This is a genomic window from Alteromonas sp. ASW11-130 (assembly GCF_026183735.1).
In the GTDB taxonomy this organism is placed as follows: Bacteria; Pseudomonadota; Gammaproteobacteria; order Enterobacterales; family Alteromonadaceae; genus Alteromonas.
In genome coordinates this window covers 65,540-83,115 of record NZ_JAPFRE010000006.1, presented here as the reverse complement: position 1 = coordinate 83,115, position 17,576 = coordinate 65,540, and the positions used below count along the sequence as shown (strand labels likewise).

Here is a 17,576-nt window from a genome sequence, read left to right as displayed (position 1 = left end):
GTTGGCTCTAGGCGGCTATCGGGTCAACACTTTCTAACAAGCGTTCACTTAAAACTTTTTGTTCGTAAGGGGCATCTCGCTCAGAACGTAAGCGATGCTCAGCAACCGCTACAAAGACAGCTTGAACATCTTCAGGTACAACAAAATCCCTTTCGTGTAAATATGCCCATGCCTTGGCCGATTGCAATAGTGCTTTGCTAGCTCTGGGAGACAATGGGTTAGGGTATATACCATCTTCTCTACTTCGAGTAACCAAACGTAAAATATAGCTAATCACATCATCACTACAATGGACGTGGTTTACTTCCTGCTGATACTTGAGTAAATCTGTCGTCGATATCACTTCATTCATAGCAAAAGGAAGCCTATTGCCCCCTGTTTGGAGCATAGCCTTTTCTGCTTCCCAATTAGGATAGCCCAGTGAAATTCGCATAAGAAAACGATCAAGTTGGGACTCTGGTAATGGATACGTACCAGATTGATAACCCGGGTTTTGTGTACCGATCACGAAAAATGGATGGGGGAGGGTATAGGTTGTGCCATCTACACTAACCTGATGCTCTTCCATTGCCTCTAGCAACGCACTTTGGGTTTTGGGGCTGGCGCGATTGATTTCATCGGCTAGCACCAATTGATTAAAGATTGGACCGGGTTTGAAGGAGAATTCGTGTTTGTGGCTATCAAAAATATTCACCCCCAGCATGTCAGCAGGTAATAAATCTGACGTGAATTGTATTCTGGAGAAGTCCAGCCCAAACGCTTTAGCCAAGCCATGTGAAAGTGTCGTTTTTCCCATTCCAGGTAAATCTTCAATCAGTAAGTGGCCATTCGCAATCAGACATGTAATGGCAAGTTTTATCTGTTCTTGTTTGCCCATAATATGTTGTCCCAAAGCTTTTACTACCGCGTGAAAGCGTGTGTTCATATTCATACCCTGACACCAACTCCTAATTGTTACATCCTAACAAGTTGTTTGTAGTAATAGGTGAGTGCGCTAATACCTAAGTATAGGGTAAGGAATACACAACAGAATAAAATTGGTTGTTTTAACTACTGCGGTATTGTCTAAGGTTGTCTATAATGGGGCGTTCTCAATAGGAAGTAATTATGAAAACAATTGATATTGATGATGATTTGTACGCATTTATCGCTGGTCAGACGAAACATATTGGCGAAAGCGCATCTGATATTTTGCGTCGTTTACTGATGCCGGAAACGCCACCCCCTGTGCGTAATGAAACGCCACCTAAGCCAGTGCAAAAGACTGAGCCAGAGCAAAAGGTTGGGTCAATGGTACCGGATGAAGCTCGTGTTAGCTCAGTTGGTAGCGATGATATATTGGAGAAAATTTCTGAAACGGAGTTGGCGCAATTTACCAAACGCGTTGATCAGTTCCTTTTTGTATTAGCTCAGCTGTTCCAAATCCACGGCGATGAATTTGGCAAAGTCGAACAAATTCGCGGTAAAAATCGGATTTATTTTGCACAAAGCAAAGAAGCCTTATTGGAAAACGGGTCAAGTACTAATCCAAAAGCAATACCAGACAGTCCGTTTTGGGTGGTGACTAACAATAATTCTGCAAAAAAAGTGGCTATGTTAAAGGAAGTGTTGGAAACGCTAGGCTATAACCATCAAATTATTAACGAGATTACTGGTCGCTTTGCACCAGAAACCGTAGAGAAATAACGTTAAGTAACTGGATTAAGGATTCTCAATGGCATTACATGAACACGCGGGGCAACCAGCCGCGGCAGAGCAACTCATCAATGTAGCTGAATTGGTCAGTCAATACTATTCATTAACTCCGGATGTAACGGATCCAGCTCAGGCAGTGAGTTTTGGTACATCTGGTCACCGTGGAAGTGCCGCCGCCCGTACGTTCAATGAAATGCATATTGCCGCTATCTGTCAGGCTTTAGCTGAGCATCGGCAAGCAGAAGGAATAACGGGGCCCCTATATATTGGTAAGGATACCCACGCGTTATCCGAACCCGCCATGCTAACAGCTATTCAGGTATTAACCGCGAATGGCGTAAACGTGGTTATTCAGCTAAAGGAAAATGCAAGCCGTGGCTTTACCCCTACACCAGTAATTTCTCGCACCATTATTCGCCACAACCTTGCATCTGACAATGCCCTAGCGGATGGTGTAGTAATCACGCCTTCGCATAATCCTCCAGAAGACGGGGGATTTAAGTACAATCCTCCGCATGGTGGCCCCGCCGATAGCGATGTGACTAAAGGCATTCAGATGCGGGCCAATGCTCTTATGGCTGAACAAAACAGAGAGGTAAATAAATTTTCTTTAGAACAAGCGTGGTTATCAGGCCGGGTTAAAGAAGAAGATTTTATGGAGCCTTACATCGATGATCTTAGCAAGGTCATCGATATGGAAGCGATCGCCCAAGCAAATTTAAAATTGGGCACTGATCCGTTAGGTGGCGCTGGTATTGGTTATTGGGAGCGTATCGCAGAAAAGTATGGTCTCGATATTACAGTGGTTAATCAAACCATCGACCAGCGTTTTGCTTTCATGCGTCGTGACAAAGATGGCAAGTTGCGTATGGACTGTTCTTCACCTTACGCCATGGCGGGTTTAATTGAGCTTAAGGATAAGTTTGATTTAGCCTGGGGAAACGACCCGGATTTCGATCGTCATGGAATTGTATGTAAAAGCGTTGGTTTGATGAACCCTAATCATTACTTGGCCGTGAGCATAGATTATTTATACCGTCATCGTAAAGAATGGCCTGCCACGCTGAAAGTAGGCAAAACGTTAGTTTCCAGCAGCATGGTAAACCGCGTTGTTAAACAATTGGATAAGCAATTGGCGGAAATGCCAGTGGGCTTTAAGTGGTTTGTTCAGGGACTGGCTAAAAGTGAAATTGGTTTTGCTGGAGAAGAAAGTGCGGGGGGGATTTTCTTACAACGCGATGGAGCCACCTGGGCGACAGATAAAGATGGCTTCATTATGTGCCTACTGGCAGCCGAAATAGTGGCGGTGACAGGAAATGATCCTGGCGCACACTACCAGGCGTTGACCGCAGATTTTGGGGAACCCGTTTATCTGCGCAAAGACGTCGCAGCGACCTTGGAACAAAAAAACAAACTTTCTGCTATAGACGCCTCTGTCATCAAGGAGGCTACGTTGGCAGGGGAAGCTATTATAGCAGTGCAAACCCATGCACCTGGTAACGACGCAGCAATAGGCGGTGTCAAGGTTGCCACAGAAAATGGTTGGTTTGCGGCAAGACCCTCTGGCACAGAGCAAATTTACAAAATTTATGCTGAGAGTTTTAAAGGTGAGGAGCATTTACAGCAGCTACTAGCCGAAGCTCAAAAACTAGTCGATGGAATCATTGATTGACCTAGATGTAAATTAGTTACACTCAATGTGTTAATTTTATGTTAATGGACTGGCTGTTGCATACGTTTTCATGCAAAAAAGATCGAAAATTAACATTCTATTAACACATGTGCGTCTATAACACTGCTATATTGATTCTCACTAAACAGGTTTCGTAATTAAATTACCATATTGATATTGTGGTAGCTAACACGGTGAGAATCATTCTATGGATCGCAAAGCAAAAGCTCTTTCTACGACGTCATCGAAATTGGTCGCGAATGACACTGACAAAAGTGTGTTTAAAGACGCGGTCATTCGACATCTTCACTGCACCTTAGGCACTGATGAAAATAAAGCCAATAATCACGCATGGTGGAAAGCCACATGCTCGGCTATTCAGGAGAACGTGTTAGAAGGGTTGCGTAAAACCCAGAAAACCCATTATCTCAATGACACCCGCGCCGTGCATTACTTTTCAGCTGAATTCCTTATGGGGCGGTTACTTTCAAACAATATGCATAATCTAGGTTTATTCAACACAGCTCAGGAAGCGTTGAAAGAACTAGGTGTCGAACTGACTGATATCATGGAAGAAGAACCTGACATGGCGTTAGGGAATGGCGGCTTAGGCAGGTTAGCAGCTTGTTTTATCGATTCGTTGGCAACGATGGAATTACCAGCCATCGGTTACGGCTTACATTATGAGCATGGTTTGTTTCGTCAGGAAATTAAAAGTGGTGCCCAGATCGAACGGCCAGACAGCTGGCGCGACTACGGTAATCCCTGGGAAATCTGTCGTCCTGAATCTATTCAAGACGTCTCTCTTTACGGCTATGTGGAAACTAAATACGGGGATAACGGACGTATTCAGAAAGAATGGCACCCTGGGGTTATCGTGAAAGGTGTACCCTGGGATATTCCTGTTGTTGGATATGGAGGTAAAACGGTTAATGTATTGCGACTTTGGCAGAGTGAATCCTCAGACTATTTTAACTGGGACGTTTTCAATGCCGGAGGTTATGTTGATGCCCAACGTGAAAACGTGCATGCAGAGACGATTTCTAAGGTACTTTATCCCAACGATGAAACAGAAGCGGGTAAAGAATTGCGTCTTATTCAGCAATATTTCTTTTGCTCTTGTTCTCTGAAAGACATTATTCGCCGCTACAAGCGAGCTCATGGTGATGACTGGAGCCGGTTTGTAGAGCAAGTCGTTATTCAATTAAATGATACGCACCCGGCGATTGCTATACCAGAGCTGATGCGCATTTTAGTTGACCGCGCTGAGTTGGATTGGGACAAGGCATGGGACATTTGCACGCAAGTGTTTGCTTATACAAATCATACGTTACTACCAGAAGCGTTAGAAAAATGGCCAGCACGTATGATTGAAAAGATTCTGCCAAGACACTTGGAAATTATTTATGAAATAAACCATCGTTTTATGGCGTTGGTTGATAAAAAGTGGCCAGGCGATAATCAGATTAAAGCCAAGCTTTCCATTATCGAGGAAGGTAATGAGAAAATGGTACGGATGGGTAATCTTTCCGTTATTGGCTCATTCGCGGTTAACGGCGTAGCAGAGATTCATTCACGTTTAGTTAAACAAAACCTGTTTCCCGAATTCGAGGCATTATGGCCCGGGAAAATTACTAATGTGACGAATGGTATTACCCCACGGCGCTGGTTAAAAGCGTGTAATCCTGCACTATCAGAATTAATTGATAAAAAAGTTGGGGACGATTGGCCACTACACTTGAAGAAGCTGGAGGGCCTCGCAAAGCATGCGGATAACAAAACATTCCAAAAGCAGTTTATGAAAGTAAAGCAGGCTAATAAACAACTTTTAGCGAATGAAATAAAACAAACGTTGAACATCGATGTAGATGTGAATGCAATATTCGATGTGCAAATTAAGCGTTTGCATGAATACAAGCGACAGCATCTGAACTTATTGCACATTATGGCACTGTACCGTCGAATTTTGGAAAACCCTGACTATGATATGCATCCGCGCGTATTTATATTCGGTGCAAAAGCTGCCCCAGCTTATCACTTGGCAAAGGACATTATTTACGCCATCAATATGGTCGGTAATAAAATCAATAATGATCCTAGGGTCAGGAATAAAATTAAAGTGGTCTTTCTACCCAATTATCGTGTTTCATTGGCAGAAAAGATGATCCCCGCATCAGATGTGTCTGAGCAAATCAGTACTGCAGGTAAAGAAGCCTCGGGTACTGGCAATATGAAGTTGGCGCTAAATGGTGCTGTGACTATAGGCACGCTTGACGGTGCAAATATAGAAATAGCTGAAGAGGTGGGCGAGGATAATATCTTTATTTTCGGTATGACAGTAGAAGAAGTGGAAGGGCTGAAGAACAAAGGCTACAACCCTCTCGATTATTATTATCGCGATGCCGAAATTAAAGCCATTCTTGATTGGCTGGAAACCGATTATTTCACACCCGGCAAGCCTGGGGCGTTAGTTTCAATTAAACAAAGTTTGCTGGATCAAGGCGACGCGTATATGGTGTTAGCTGATTTTCGTGCCTACTCGGATGCGCAGAGCAAAGTCGATGAAGCATATCGAGACAAAGAGCGCTGGGCTAAAATGGCCATTATCAATACTGCGAAAATGGGCAAGTTCACTTCCGACCGTTCGATACAGGATTACGTTGATAAAATCTGGAAATTACGTCCCTGTGAGGTGAAATAAATTAATGAGAGGCGTTAGCCTCTCATTTTTTTAGCATCGCCAGCGCCTGCTTATTGTTTAATACGCGCTCTTTACCCCATCTATTTTTGCTCGTAAACTACCGTCGCCATTTTCATCGTCACCACTATACGAAATAATATAAAGTCTGGCTGTTCTTAAATTGGGTTAGTCAGGACAAGTAGTACTCAAGGATCAAACATGAAACCATCTATTTTAGTGCTCTGCGCACTTTCACTAACCATAATGGCCTGCGGAGGCGGGGGCAGTTCTAATACCAGCAATTCAGGACAAAACGTTCAAACACCTCCCGAGAAACAAACTCTAATTATTAATGGTATTGCGACCGATGCCCCGCTAGCTGGAGCCACGGTAACATTAATGATGGACGGCGAAGAAATTGCGTTTTCTACAACTACAGATAACGATGGGCAATATTCACTTGAGCTAGAATATGATGATGCTGACCTAGACGATTTTATATCACTAAAAGCTATGGGAACAGGCAGTCAAGCTAATGCAGGGCTTATTTCACTAGTAGGTGAGTTGAGCTCTCTAGTTAACGACGCCGGTTCTGATAATGTATTGGATGCTTCGGAAAATTTCGCTGTCACAGTGAGTCATATAACAACTGCAACCTATGGACTGATGGTTAAGGCGGCAGGTAGTGAACTTGTTCATTCAGAAGTAATGGTTGAGCAGCTGGCAGAAAAGATTTCCCAACAAGATGTATTGACTGTGGCTACCGCAATTAAGGTAGCAATTGATAAGTCAGAAGCTAATGCTGATCTTGCGCTACCCCCTGGTTTCGACGACACCCTAGAGCTGATGCGATACAGTGGTAGTATGGACGAATATGTGGCATCCGTCGTATTGACAAAAGAATTCGACGATGCGCAAAAAGAAACGCTGGAAGACCCCACAATTTATGATGCCAGCTTAACATTTCCCACGTCATTTGAATTGTTTTTTACTGACGCTATTAATTACATAGATAATAACCCTGCATTTAAGTTTAGTGCAGATGGTACTGGCCAATATCAAGAGCATGCATTTACGTGGGAACACCATGGTAACAGTATCGACATTGCCTTTGCCGACTCGACTTACTTTGAAAGCTATTCCTTTCACACAGATTTACAAACCCATCATAGAGTAAGAGAAGGGTGGAAAAACATTACTTTTACAATAATAAGCCAGCAGGAAAACACGCTGAGCCTGGCCGCGACCTTTACCACAGAAACGTATTACCCTGACAACCCTGAAATTGACACTAAAATTATTCAAACATCAGAATTTAAGTCAGCGACGATGAAAACGTACTTAATTTCGTTTGCAACCCCCATCACGCTTCACTTACCTCTTGCTAACTTTGGTCATTCCGACGGACTTAGTTTGCAAGGCGAAGCCACAAAGTTAAGGATGGAAGCTGACAAGTTCACCTTTAAGTCTGATGGGACGGCGATAGGAGAAATTACGGGGATTAGCGTTAACTGGAAGTTTGAGAACGATGAATTAGTTCTTGATTACTTAGGAAGCAGTTTATCGTGGGATAGTGATTATGCATTTCCCTTCACTTCGATGAAGTTGCGTAAGGTATCTGATGATAATTTTCTCGATCTTGTGCAAGTTAAATTGGAAGATGGCAATGGAATTCACGCTTTTTCATCAGTTTACAATGCGAACTTAACTGGAAGAGTGGGGAGTTGGCAGGAGGATTCGGTCTCCGGTATTTATACTTATGGAGTTGATGTTGAAGGGGGAGGGCTCGATCATTTTTATTTTATTTTACACGAGAATGGCGATGCGGACACAATTTCAACTTACGACGACGACAATAACGGTTCCCTGTCGGAAGATGAGGTCATTAGATTTTACGGTAAATGGAAAGTCGAGGGTGGCAATATAATTATTTCCAGAACGAAATTACGTTCGGGTTCTTTTTCTCCTCAGTGTAGAGAGCCGGGTTATATAAATGGACAAGAAGAGTGTGTTCTTTATCACGAACGAACGTGGGACTTGCTCAGCGCTAAGGAAAATGAATATTTTATTTTCCACAAACACCACTATTACTATAGTAAATTCTATAGTGAGGACGACTTTATTTCTCCAGATAGCATTCAGTGGGATCTTAGGCGTTTATATAAAATAGGCAAAGAGCCCGTGGATTTATCTCACTTAGACGTCGAGTAAGCGGCTTTTTTCGTTACTCTCCTTGACGTTAAAGCAAGCCCAAATTTGTTTGGGCTTGCTTTTATGGCCGATATCTAATTTACTGCCCGATAAAAATGGATAACTCTTTTTCTGTACAGAAAAAGAGTTATCCATCTAATCAATACGTATTTGAAGAGAAACGTAGGGCTAGTACAAATAAAGCGTACACAGAATACATTCCTTCTTCTACCATAAGGCGGGGCTTTTTCCACTTTCGAACTATTCCAATTTGGCACGGTTCAACGTCTTTAAACTTTCTCACAATTGGCATCTCAAGCGTTGAAAACGTTTGTGTAGAGTGAGCGCACCTTATTGCGGATTAGGTTCAAACTGTATAGCATTACAGGTCGTTTTGAGTTTTTAAATGCTGAAGAAAAGATAATCTATACTTTGGTATATAATTTCATATATTATTTAGTTTGCTTAAACAGGCTTCAGCATGTTTTTATAAGCCCTATCTAATGTTTTATTGCAATTTGTTGCGTAGGAAGTTTCACGGTCAATGAGTAGTTTGCATACATCGCTCGCCACCATTCCTAATCGATATGCTTTTATCGATACTATTGACCACTGCGCGTCTAATAGCTCCCATATATCTTTGATGCTTATTGATATCGTCCGCTTCTCAGATGTGACTACCAGTTTAGGTATTAAAGTAGGCGACCGCTTTCTGTTGGAGATCGCTAACCGCATACGCTTCTTGTTCGGTCATGACGTCGAAATTGGTCGAATTAGTGGTGACGTTTTTGGCGTGGTTATTTCGGGTCAAAAAAGTCATATGCAATTGCGAGAAAAGTTTGAGCGCTTAGTAGAGCACTTTAAAACACCTATGCATTATGATGATCATGCTTTCATTGCTGATTTTAATGTGGGGGTAACGAGCTCGTCAGCACAAAACTTTAATCTGATTGCGTTTGTTTCACGAGCGGAAGCAGCACTTAAACAAGCTAAAGAAAATAAATATGAAAATTACTTTTTGCTTAATGGCCATGAAAAGCCTGACACGGGTAGGAGCTTAGCGCTTAAAGCAGATTTGAAGCGTGCGTTACAGAATGACGAACTAGAGTTGTATTTTCAGCCGCAAGTGGATTTAAACACATTAAAGATTATCGGGGCAGAATGTCTATTGCGCTGGAATCACCCATTGGATGGGATTCTGTTTCCTGGCCCATTAATCGAAGCCGCTGAATCATATAATATGATGCAGGAGCTTGCCTACTGGACATTTGAACGAGCCTTTCTAAGTGTGGCGGAGCTGAATTCCAGAGGCATCGACATAATGATGTCAGTAAATATTTCACCAACCCAATTGTATGACACTAAACTGATCAGCCAACTTAAATATCTAAGTCATTGTTACGATGTCGACTTAAAACGTATTGAACTAGAACTTACCGAAGATATTGCGCTTACTAATTCGTTAATGGTGAAGAAGCAATTATCTCAATTGCGGGCCTTGGGGGTGGGGATTTCAGTAGATGACTTTGGAAAGGGATATTCAAATTTAGCTTATATTCGAGATCTGGATATCAATGCACTCAAAATAGATAAGAGTTTCGTACTTGAGTTAGGTGATAACCCCATAAATAGAGCAATAATTGAAGCCGCTCGAATTATCGGCCATGCCAAAAATTGTGATGTAATTGCTGAAGGTGTTGAAACACTCGAGCAACTTCATATTTTACGAGAAGTAGGTTTAACAATGGGACAAGGGTACCTTTTCTCGAAAGCCATTCCTTTAACTGAATTTGTAGAGTTAACTAACCAAGATATTATAGTCGGTGATTCGCCGCTAAGAAAACTTATGGTGTAACCGCTTTGGAAATTTGCCACGCATACCGTTAAACTGTCTCCAATCAAATTTAAGATGGATTAATGATGCAACGTCTGATTGAGACTGGTAAATTTTTAGAAATCTCCCGCCACCAACCTGAACTGCTACAGAATGTTCCTCCGTTTACACTCGCAAACAAGACTCACATTCTGGTAGTGGCGCCCGGCATAATTCAAATAACGCCGCCTAAAGATGAGAGTGTTAGCCTTAAGCACATTGTCTTATCGTGTGGGGTGCATGGAAATGAAACTGCTCCTATTGAGATCTGTGATGAATTGGTTGAACGTATCCTCACTGGTCAATTAGTGCTTAAACACCGGGTGTTATTTCTATTTGGCAATCTGGCAGCAATGGATATTGCTGAACGATTCGTAGAAGAAAATATGAATCGCCTGTTCAGCGGTGCGCATTCTGAGGGTGAAGGTTTAATCAATGATGAGCGTAAACGCGCAAAGCTGTTAGAGGACGCCATTACCGCATTTTTTGCCGATGCAGCGCAGAGCGAAACGCGAATTCATTACGACTTACATACGGCCATCCGCGCGTCTAAAAACGAAAAGTTTGCGGTATATCCCTACTTGCATGAGCGTAAGCACAGCCAGTCTCAACTTGCATTTATGGCCGCTTGTGGGGTGAAAACCATATTGTTGTCAGAAAGTCCCACCACCACCTTTAGCTATTATTCATCGCATGTTCACAATGCTCACGCCTTCACCGTTGAACTTGGAAGAGTTAAACCTTTTGGACAAAATGACATGAGTCGGTTTGAGGAGGCTAAGACATCCCTGATTAAGTTAATTTCCGAAAGCGATTTTTCGCCTGAATATCGTGAAGAAGACATGCTTATTTATCGAGTTAACCAGGTAATTAATCGTGAGCATGAAAATTTTCACCTACACTTTGATGATGACACGCCTAACTTCACTGATTATGCTAAAGGAACAGTGTTGGCATCTGAACCAAACAAAACTTATAAAGCCGAAATGGACGGGGAAGCTATTGTTTTTCCCAACGCTAAAGTGGCGATAGGGCAAAGAGCCTTACTAACCGTAGTACCAACTAAACTGGAAACACTGGATGTTTAAATTAGACCCGCGCTTAGAAAATGACACAATGGTGGTAGGTGATTTACCGCTTTGCCGTGTATTGTTGATGAACGACAGCCAATTTCCGTGGTTAATTCTGGTTCCCAGAATTGAAAATGCGGTGGAGGTTTGTCAGTTAGAAGCGCAGGACAGATTGCGATTATGGGAAGAGTCTCATCTGATTAGTGAGTCAATGATGTCTCTTTTTTCACCAGATAAATTAAATGTAGCTGCGTTAGGTAATGTTGTAAAACAACTGCATATTCATCACGTAGCGCGATTCACCAATGACATCGCCTGGCCACACCCTATTTGGGGAAAGCTGCCGGCTGTTAACTATTCTGTCGAACATGCGGCAAACCGATTAAAACAGTTACGAACTAAACTGAACATGGAGAAGTAAGTAGATGATTATTTCCACAACCCCGACTTTAGATGGGAAAAAAATCGAACAATATTACGGTATTGTTGTAGGCGAGGCGGTGATGGGAGCAAATATTGTAAAGGATATATTTGCTTCTATTCGAGACATTGTGGGCGGACGTTCTGGCTCTTATGAAGATGAGTTAACTAAAGCCCGTAAGATTGCTTTTACAGAAGTAGAAAATGAAGCGCGGGGGATGGGGGCAAACGCGGTTGTCGGTGTAGATATTGACTATGAAGTCCTTGGCGATAAAGGCAGTATGTTAATGGTTAGTATTAGTGGTACGGCAGTGAGAGTAGTCGACGAATAAGATAACTGCCCACGGTAACAGAGCAAAAAAATACAAAAGTACAAAGTAAAAAGTAAAAAGTTACTTCCTGCGGATATGCATGGACGAATTTAAATAGCTGTGACCTCGCGATACAATAGTGAAGTACACCATCCACTAATATGGTCAGTTATTTGAACGCTATTTGTGCGAATATTAAACACAGGACTTCACTAAATATTCTGCCCCTGTAAAGGTTGTGGTGTTTGTTTATGACTTAACCATAGGGATAGCAATTTACTTTACCTACGATACTTTTATACCTAATACAAAGGACATTAATGTAAGTTCGCTTTAGGACAGCTTATTTCGACGATCGCCAAGCGAGTTTCGAGAAACGGTTAGCGACTCAACCGCACATATAGAAGCCTTGCAGTGGTTAAACGCCCCGCGCCATACGAGTGAAAGAGAATGGCATGGGTTCGGCATTTCGAACGATGCATCTTGGTTAGATATATTTTTTCTTTTCGCTGGTTAGGCAGCATTCCCAATGGGTATAATCCGGGTGTTACCATTACGATATGTGGGTTGGTGAAAATTTCGCCGCCCTTTCAAGCGCATCGTTTCGTAAACACTGAAAGCTTTTATTTATACTCTGGGAAACGAAATCAGTGTTTCAAAAGCTAGTCTTTTTTGGTGGTGAATGCGATAGCGCAGCGGGTAATGTTACCGATTGGAAAAAGGTTAAATTTGTCAGCGTTTTTAACCTTTTTCCCATCGATAGTCTTAGCCATTCAATTGGGTTGTTCGGTAAAGTAGCAGTGTGAGACGTTATAATTGAGATGAAAATTGACGCAGCTGCGCCTATAGGTGCATTTGATTCGGGAGTCGGTGGTTTATCGATTTTGAAAGAAATCCGTTATTTAATGCCACAGGAAAAGCTGATTTACGTGGCAGATTCCGCCTATGCTCCCTATGGGCGTAAAGATGATGAAGCAATTTTTCGTCGCTGTCAGGTAATATGCGACTTCCTCATTCAGCGACACTGCAAGCTTATTGTTGTAGCGTGTAATACGGCTACCGCAGCATGTATTGATAGATTACGACAAACCTATTCTATTCCTATTGTGGGGGTCGAACCTGCTCTCAAACCAGCCGCTATGTTAACCCAATCTAATAGAATAGGACTTTTGGCGACGGAAAGTACGCTAAAAAGCCGTCGTTTACTTTCATTGATGACGCGTTTTATTTCATTTGAACAGAAACTCTATCCAGTTGGCTGCCCTGGGTTTGTTGAGCTGGTAGAAAAAGGCAAATTTGATTCATCGGATGTGTATGATTTAGCTCAACCTGTTCTATCACAGCTGATTACAAATGACGTGGATTCATTGGTGTTGGGTTGTACGCATTTTCCCTTTATCCAGCCTGTGCTTGAAGATATTGTTGGAAGCCGAATGCACATTATCAATCCAGCAGCAGCGATAGCAACTGAAGTGCTACGTCAACTAAACGCGTCTAATTTGGCTGGTGGATATAACCAACAAAGCACTTTACAGTTTATTACCAGCGCCGATCCGACAGAACTGGAACCTGTAGTAAAAAGGTTATGGCGAACAGCATTTTCAATTCATAAACTACGCACATAGTCTATGCGCTACCAAGAATCTTCGTCCTTGTCTTTCTCAGATTTTGGTTTGTAATCTTTTGGCATCTTAAACCGTGAACTGTAACGTAGCAGCATGACGTTTCCCAGTACCACTCCAAACACCAGTAACGCTATAACAATAATCCAGCCTAAGCTCATACCTTTCCCCGATTCAGTACGTAGCACTCAAATAATTCTTCTATTCTTATTAGGATGGCATCTTTTCCAGAAATGTCACTTTCTTTCAGTAGATTGTGCAAAGCCTCGCAATTTCTAGCTTGTTCAAATGGGGCCGCGGTTTTTTGATGACTCAAATGCCAGGGTTCTTGAGCGACGCCCCCGTTGAATGCTTCGAAAGGTCTGTAGAAACCAAATTTGCTGGCGTTATCACATAGCCAATTAGCTAATCCGAAGCAAGGACCTTTTGCTTCATATTCTTCCACCACTAGCTTAAATCGCCAGTTTTTGCGTTTAATAGATTGTCTGTCATAAACGTCAAAATCAGTTCCCCAGTGGTGGCGGCTACCTCCTGGTAATGCCGACCAAGTCAGTATTGCATCTATTTTTTCGTTTGCAGATAGACTGGCATGGTCAAGTTGTTCGCTATTTGCATCCAGTAGAGGAAGTTCTCCTGACCATTTTCTGTTCCAAATGGAAAGCTGACGCTCGAAACTGCGATAACTGCTAACAATTTGGCAGTCGACACCAGCATTCCGCGCCGCGGTTTGCATTTCTTTAAATGGCCCGACTACGGCACTATGTAATTGATGATGCTCACTAAGGCTGGTCAGGTGTGGATGGAATATTCCCATCCACTCATTATTGCTTATCATGCAAGTAACCTGACTAATAGGTGATAATACATTTGTGATAGCAATTCGAGATCGCGCTTATTTACATGCTCGTTAATCTTATGAATAGTCGCGTTAACAGGGCCTAATTCGATTACCTGAGCGCCTGTGGGGGCAATAAAACGACCATCTGAGGTCCCCCCGGCAGTACTTAATTTAGCTGGTTTCCCTGTAACTTTGGTTATTGCGGCTTGAGCGGAGTCTACCAGTGCGCCTTTTCCCGTGAGGAAAGGTTGACCGTTATGAGTCCATTTAATGGTGTAATCGAGCTTATGCTCGTTTAACAGGGCTTCAACCCGTTTGATGAGTTCGTTGTCGGTTACTTCGGTAGAAAAACGAAAATTAAAGCAAACATGTAATTCACCAGGTATTACATTGCCAGCCCCTGTTCCACCGTGAATATTCGAAATCTGAAAACTGGTTGGAGGAAAATACGCATTACCCTCATCCCAGGTTATAGAAGAAAGCTCGGCGAGGGCTGGAGCAGCTAGATGAACTGGGTTCTTTGCCAAATGGGGATACGCCACGTGCCCTTGTATACCTTTTATGACTAAATCTCCTGTCAGGGAGCCCCGTCGCCCATTTTTTATCACATCACCCACGTGCTCAGTGCTGGATGGCTCGCCTACCAGACACCAATCGATTTTTTCATCTCGCGCTTCAAGGGTATCAATTACCCGGGTAGTGCCATTTATGAAGGGACCTTCTTCGTCACTGGTGATTAAGAACGCGATACTTCCTTTATGATCGGGGTAGTCGCGCACAAAATGTCTGGTCGCTACCATCATAGCAGCAAGACTACCCTTCATATCCGCAGCTCCACGGCCATAAATACAGTTGTTTTTTTCAGTGGCAACAAATGGCGGGGTATCCCAGGCCGATAAAGGGCCACTAGGTACAACGTCGGTATGTCCGGCAAAACAAAATAGAGGAGGGTGGGAGCCTTTGCGCGACCATAAATTAGTGGTGTCTTCGAACACCATGGTTTCATTGGCGAATCCTGATTCGCTTAACCATTCTTGCATTAACTGCTGACAGCCCGCATCATCAGGGGTGACCGACGGCTTATTTATCAGAGCTTTAGTGAGTTCGATAACATCACTCATGAATTGAATATTCCCTCAAATTGCGCATTAGAAAAACCGATATAGTAACGGCCATCATGTTCAACTATAGGACGCTTTATCATAGCGGGATTTGCAGCTAACAAAGATAAAGCCTTGTCCTTATCCAAGTTTTGCTTATCTTCATCATTTAATTGCCGGAAGGTGGTGCCCCTTTTGTTTAACATTTTTTCCCATCCCAGCTGCGGCTCCACTGATTGTAGCCAATCCAATGTAACGCCATTCTTTCGGTAGTCGTGGAATTCGTGTTCTATTTGATGCTCATTAAGCCATTTCTTTGCTTTTTTTATTGTGTCGCAGTTCGGGATACCAAAAAGGGTTGTCATAAATTTATGCTGTAAAATGAAAATGGATGGTTGCCAGTTTATCCTGCTCGATACACTGATGCAAAAAATGCATTTACTGTGAAAGCGTTACAAGCGGGGGACGAAATATCGTTCCTTTAGAGCGAGAGGGTGTATAAACACTTTGATCGTGAGTAGTCGTGCAAACGATTAAATTACTGTTTAGCAAAACCTTGTCCCCCATATTATTACAACCAATTTATTAATTGCTAAATCGGCATGAACTCTGCAAAAACTTAGCCGACCTCTAATAATTGGAAAACAAAGGAGTTAAAGATGTCTACGGTAAGAACGGCAAGTGCACAATATCAACCTTTAGGCAAAGACGGGCAAGGACACGTATCATTGGGTAGTGGTGTATTGTCTGAACAGCCCTATGGTTTTAACACGCGTTTTGAAGATAAGGCTGGTACTAATCCCGAGGAATTAATTGCCGCTGCGCATGCCAGTTGCTATGCAATGGCGTTGTCATTTGGGCTAGCTGAAGCAGGTTTTGAAGCGGGTAAGTTAAATGTAGACGCAGCTGTTACGTTGGAAAAAGATGGCGACGGTTTTACCGTTACACAGTCAGCATTAATATTAAATGCGAAAGTTGACGGGATGGACGAAAAAGAGTTTGAAGCTGTTGCGAATGATGCAAAAGACAATTGTCCTATATCAAAGTTGTTAAATGCAGAAATCACGTTGGAATACAGTTTTCGAAACTAAGCGTCATACATAAAGTTCGAATAAGTGATCTTCAAGTGCTACGAGGTATTTATTGTTAGCAGGAACCAAAGCACGGATGCTATTTGTATTACGCACCACAATTAAAAAAACGGGTTCGATACCTTTCGATTTCAACCATACAGGATTGATATTCATTAATGGGGTACCTGCTTTTACTTGTTCTTCTCGGCCTACGAGTCTTTGGCATTTCTCTCCCATAAGATGGTGAGTGAAAGCACTTATTTTTATCCACAGCTTTAGTCCCGAAGATGCTTGAAGTAAAACTTCATAACCCGTTTCAGGTACCGTTTCCACTCGAGCATCACATGGTGCATATAGGGTATTGCCTGTTACTCGAATGGCACACCCATCACCCAGTGCACCGCTGTTAAATAATGCATTATGTACGTGGTCGTTTGCTAATCTGCTGCCTGTAACCGGCGAAAACACCGGTATCTTGTATGAATAATCATGGGGTGGAACGTCTGGAAGAGGAAAGATATTGTTTACCCTTTATGTTTCATTTACGGTATAGCCAGCATTACGCAATGCACGGACCGCGTCCTTCAGTTTATTATTTTTTACCAGAAAGAAATCTGTTTCAAATGTCGAGACGATAAAAATGCTGATCTTTGCCTTTGCTAATACATCCCCAATCTGCGCCATTATCCCTACCATAGACAAAGCTAATGGGCCAATCAATTCTAATGCGCGCCATTGAAGATCGGAATCCAGTGAATTCACTGAAATATGAGAGGGAACCACGATAGAAAGTTCTTCACTCGTTTTTCCAAGGAAGAAAAACGGACTGGAAAGTACTTCCGCTGGAATTGCAGCATCCGACTCCAGACTGTGAATAGTAAATTCCATAGGTAATACGGCCAATGTCTGTTTAGGCATATTATTCCTTCAATTTATAAGTACCGAACATGCTAGTCATCAATATTCAATGCCCACAGTTATCACCAGTTATCCACTTATTCTGTGGATAAGTTTGTTAAGTAGTGTGGGGTT

The 17,576-nt window shown here is 42.5% G+C and carries 18 protein-coding genes; 11 read left to right on the top strand and 7 right to left on the bottom strand.

Features of this window, described 5'->3' with window-relative positions:
• Positions 1–7: 7 nt before the first annotated feature.
• The gene (locus OPS28_RS02360; protein ID WP_265607832.1) at positions 8–925 is read right to left on the bottom strand and encodes an AAA family ATPase; all 918 of its coding nucleotides are present in this window, start codon (positions 923–925) and stop codon (positions 8–10) included.
• Between the two features lie 182 nt (positions 926–1,107).
• On the opposite strand from OPS28_RS02360, the gene seqA reads away from it, so the two are divergent.
• The 10 genes from seqA to murI all read left to right on the top strand — a co-directional run bounded on the left by seqA (position 1,108) and on the right by murI (position 13,536).
• Complete coding sequence (gene seqA / locus OPS28_RS02355; RefSeq protein ID WP_265607831.1) at positions 1,108–1,686, top strand: replication initiation negative regulator SeqA; 579 nt, start codon at positions 1,108–1,110, stop codon at positions 1,684–1,686.
• A gap of 28 nt (positions 1,687–1,714) precedes the next feature.
• Positions 1,715–3,367, top strand: a complete 1,653-nt coding sequence (gene pgm, locus OPS28_RS02350) for a phosphoglucomutase (alpha-D-glucose-1,6-bisphosphate-dependent) (protein WP_265607830.1) — start codon at positions 1,715–1,717, stop codon at positions 3,365–3,367.
• A 208-nt stretch (positions 3,368–3,575) separates the two neighbouring features.
• Complete coding sequence (locus tag OPS28_RS02345; RefSeq protein ID WP_265607829.1) at positions 3,576–6,068, top strand: glycogen/starch/alpha-glucan phosphorylase; 2,493 nt, start codon at positions 3,576–3,578, stop codon at positions 6,066–6,068.
• A 198-nt stretch (positions 6,069–6,266) separates the two neighbouring features.
• Positions 6,267–8,258 (top strand): carboxypeptidase-like regulatory domain-containing protein, encoded by a 1,992-nt coding sequence (locus OPS28_RS02340; RefSeq protein ID WP_265607828.1) that lies wholly within the window; start codon positions 6,267–6,269, stop codon positions 8,256–8,258.
• A 523-nt stretch (positions 8,259–8,781) separates the two neighbouring features.
• The gene (locus OPS28_RS02335) at positions 8,782–10,092 is read left to right on the top strand and encodes a putative bifunctional diguanylate cyclase/phosphodiesterase (RefSeq protein ID WP_265607827.1); all 1,311 of its coding nucleotides are present in this window, start codon (positions 8,782–8,784) and stop codon (positions 10,090–10,092) included.
• A gap of 65 nt (positions 10,093–10,157) precedes the next feature.
• Positions 10,158–11,198: a succinylglutamate desuccinylase gene (gene astE, locus OPS28_RS02330; RefSeq protein WP_265607863.1), complete on the top strand. Its 1,041-nt coding sequence runs from the start codon at positions 10,158–10,160 to the stop codon at positions 11,196–11,198.
• Complete coding sequence (locus OPS28_RS02325; protein ID WP_265607826.1) at positions 11,191–11,601, top strand: HIT domain-containing protein; 411 nt, start codon at positions 11,191–11,193, stop codon at positions 11,599–11,601. The genes astE and OPS28_RS02325 overlap by 8 nt, the downstream gene beginning before the upstream one ends.
• Before the next feature lie 4 nt (positions 11,602–11,605).
• The gene (locus tag OPS28_RS02320) at positions 11,606–11,932 is read left to right on the top strand and encodes a heavy metal-binding domain-containing protein (RefSeq protein ID WP_265607825.1); all 327 of its coding nucleotides are present in this window, start codon (positions 11,606–11,608) and stop codon (positions 11,930–11,932) included.
• Between the two features lie 629 nt (positions 11,933–12,561).
• Positions 12,562–12,717, top strand: coding sequence for a hypothetical protein (locus OPS28_RS02315; RefSeq protein WP_265607824.1), 156 nt, complete (start codon positions 12,562–12,564; stop codon positions 12,715–12,717).
• Between the two features lie 15 nt (positions 12,718–12,732).
• On the top strand, positions 12,733–13,536 hold the full coding sequence (murI, locus tag OPS28_RS02310; protein ID WP_265607823.1) for a glutamate racemase: 804 nt from the start codon (positions 12,733–12,735) through the stop codon (positions 13,534–13,536).
• 8 nt (positions 13,537–13,544) lie between these two features.
• On the opposite strand, the gene OPS28_RS02305 is transcribed toward murI, so the two are convergent.
• Genes OPS28_RS02305 through OPS28_RS02290 form a run of 4 tightly spaced genes read right to left on the bottom strand, consistent with a single transcriptional unit; the run spans position 13,545 to position 15,836 of the window.
• A complete protein-coding gene (locus OPS28_RS02305) occupies positions 13,545–13,694 on the bottom strand; it encodes a DUF2897 family protein (RefSeq protein WP_265607822.1) in 150 nt (49 codons plus the stop codon).
• Entirely contained in the window at positions 13,691–14,368 is a 678-nt protein-coding gene (locus tag OPS28_RS02300; RefSeq protein ID WP_265607821.1) for a M15 family metallopeptidase, read from the bottom strand. The genes OPS28_RS02305 and OPS28_RS02300 overlap by 4 nt, the downstream gene beginning before the upstream one ends.
• Positions 14,365–15,492 (bottom strand): succinyl-diaminopimelate desuccinylase, encoded by a 1,128-nt coding sequence (gene dapE, locus OPS28_RS02295; RefSeq protein ID WP_265607820.1) that lies wholly within the window; start codon positions 15,490–15,492, stop codon positions 14,365–14,367. Before dapE ends, OPS28_RS02300 begins: the two co-directional genes overlap by 4 nt.
• Complete coding sequence (locus tag OPS28_RS02290; protein ID WP_265607819.1) at positions 15,489–15,836, bottom strand: ArsC family reductase; 348 nt, start codon at positions 15,834–15,836, stop codon at positions 15,489–15,491. The genes dapE and OPS28_RS02290 overlap by 4 nt, the downstream gene beginning before the upstream one ends.
• Before the next feature lie 294 nt (positions 15,837–16,130).
• Between OPS28_RS02290 and OPS28_RS02285 the strand changes: the two genes are divergently transcribed.
• Complete coding sequence (locus OPS28_RS02285; RefSeq protein ID WP_265607818.1) at positions 16,131–16,562, top strand: OsmC family protein; 432 nt, start codon at positions 16,131–16,133, stop codon at positions 16,560–16,562.
• A 3-nt stretch (positions 16,563–16,565) separates the two neighbouring features.
• On the opposite strand, the gene OPS28_RS02280 is transcribed toward OPS28_RS02285, so the two are convergent.
• On the bottom strand, positions 16,566–17,012 hold the full coding sequence (locus OPS28_RS02280) for a PTS sugar transporter subunit IIA (protein WP_265607817.1): 447 nt from the start codon (positions 17,010–17,012) through the stop codon (positions 16,566–16,568).
• Positions 17,013–17,075: 63 nt separating this feature from the next.
• Entirely contained in the window at positions 17,076–17,462 is a 387-nt protein-coding gene (locus OPS28_RS02275; RefSeq protein ID WP_265607816.1) for an ACT domain-containing protein, read from the bottom strand.
• Positions 17,463–17,576 lie beyond the last annotated feature (114 nt).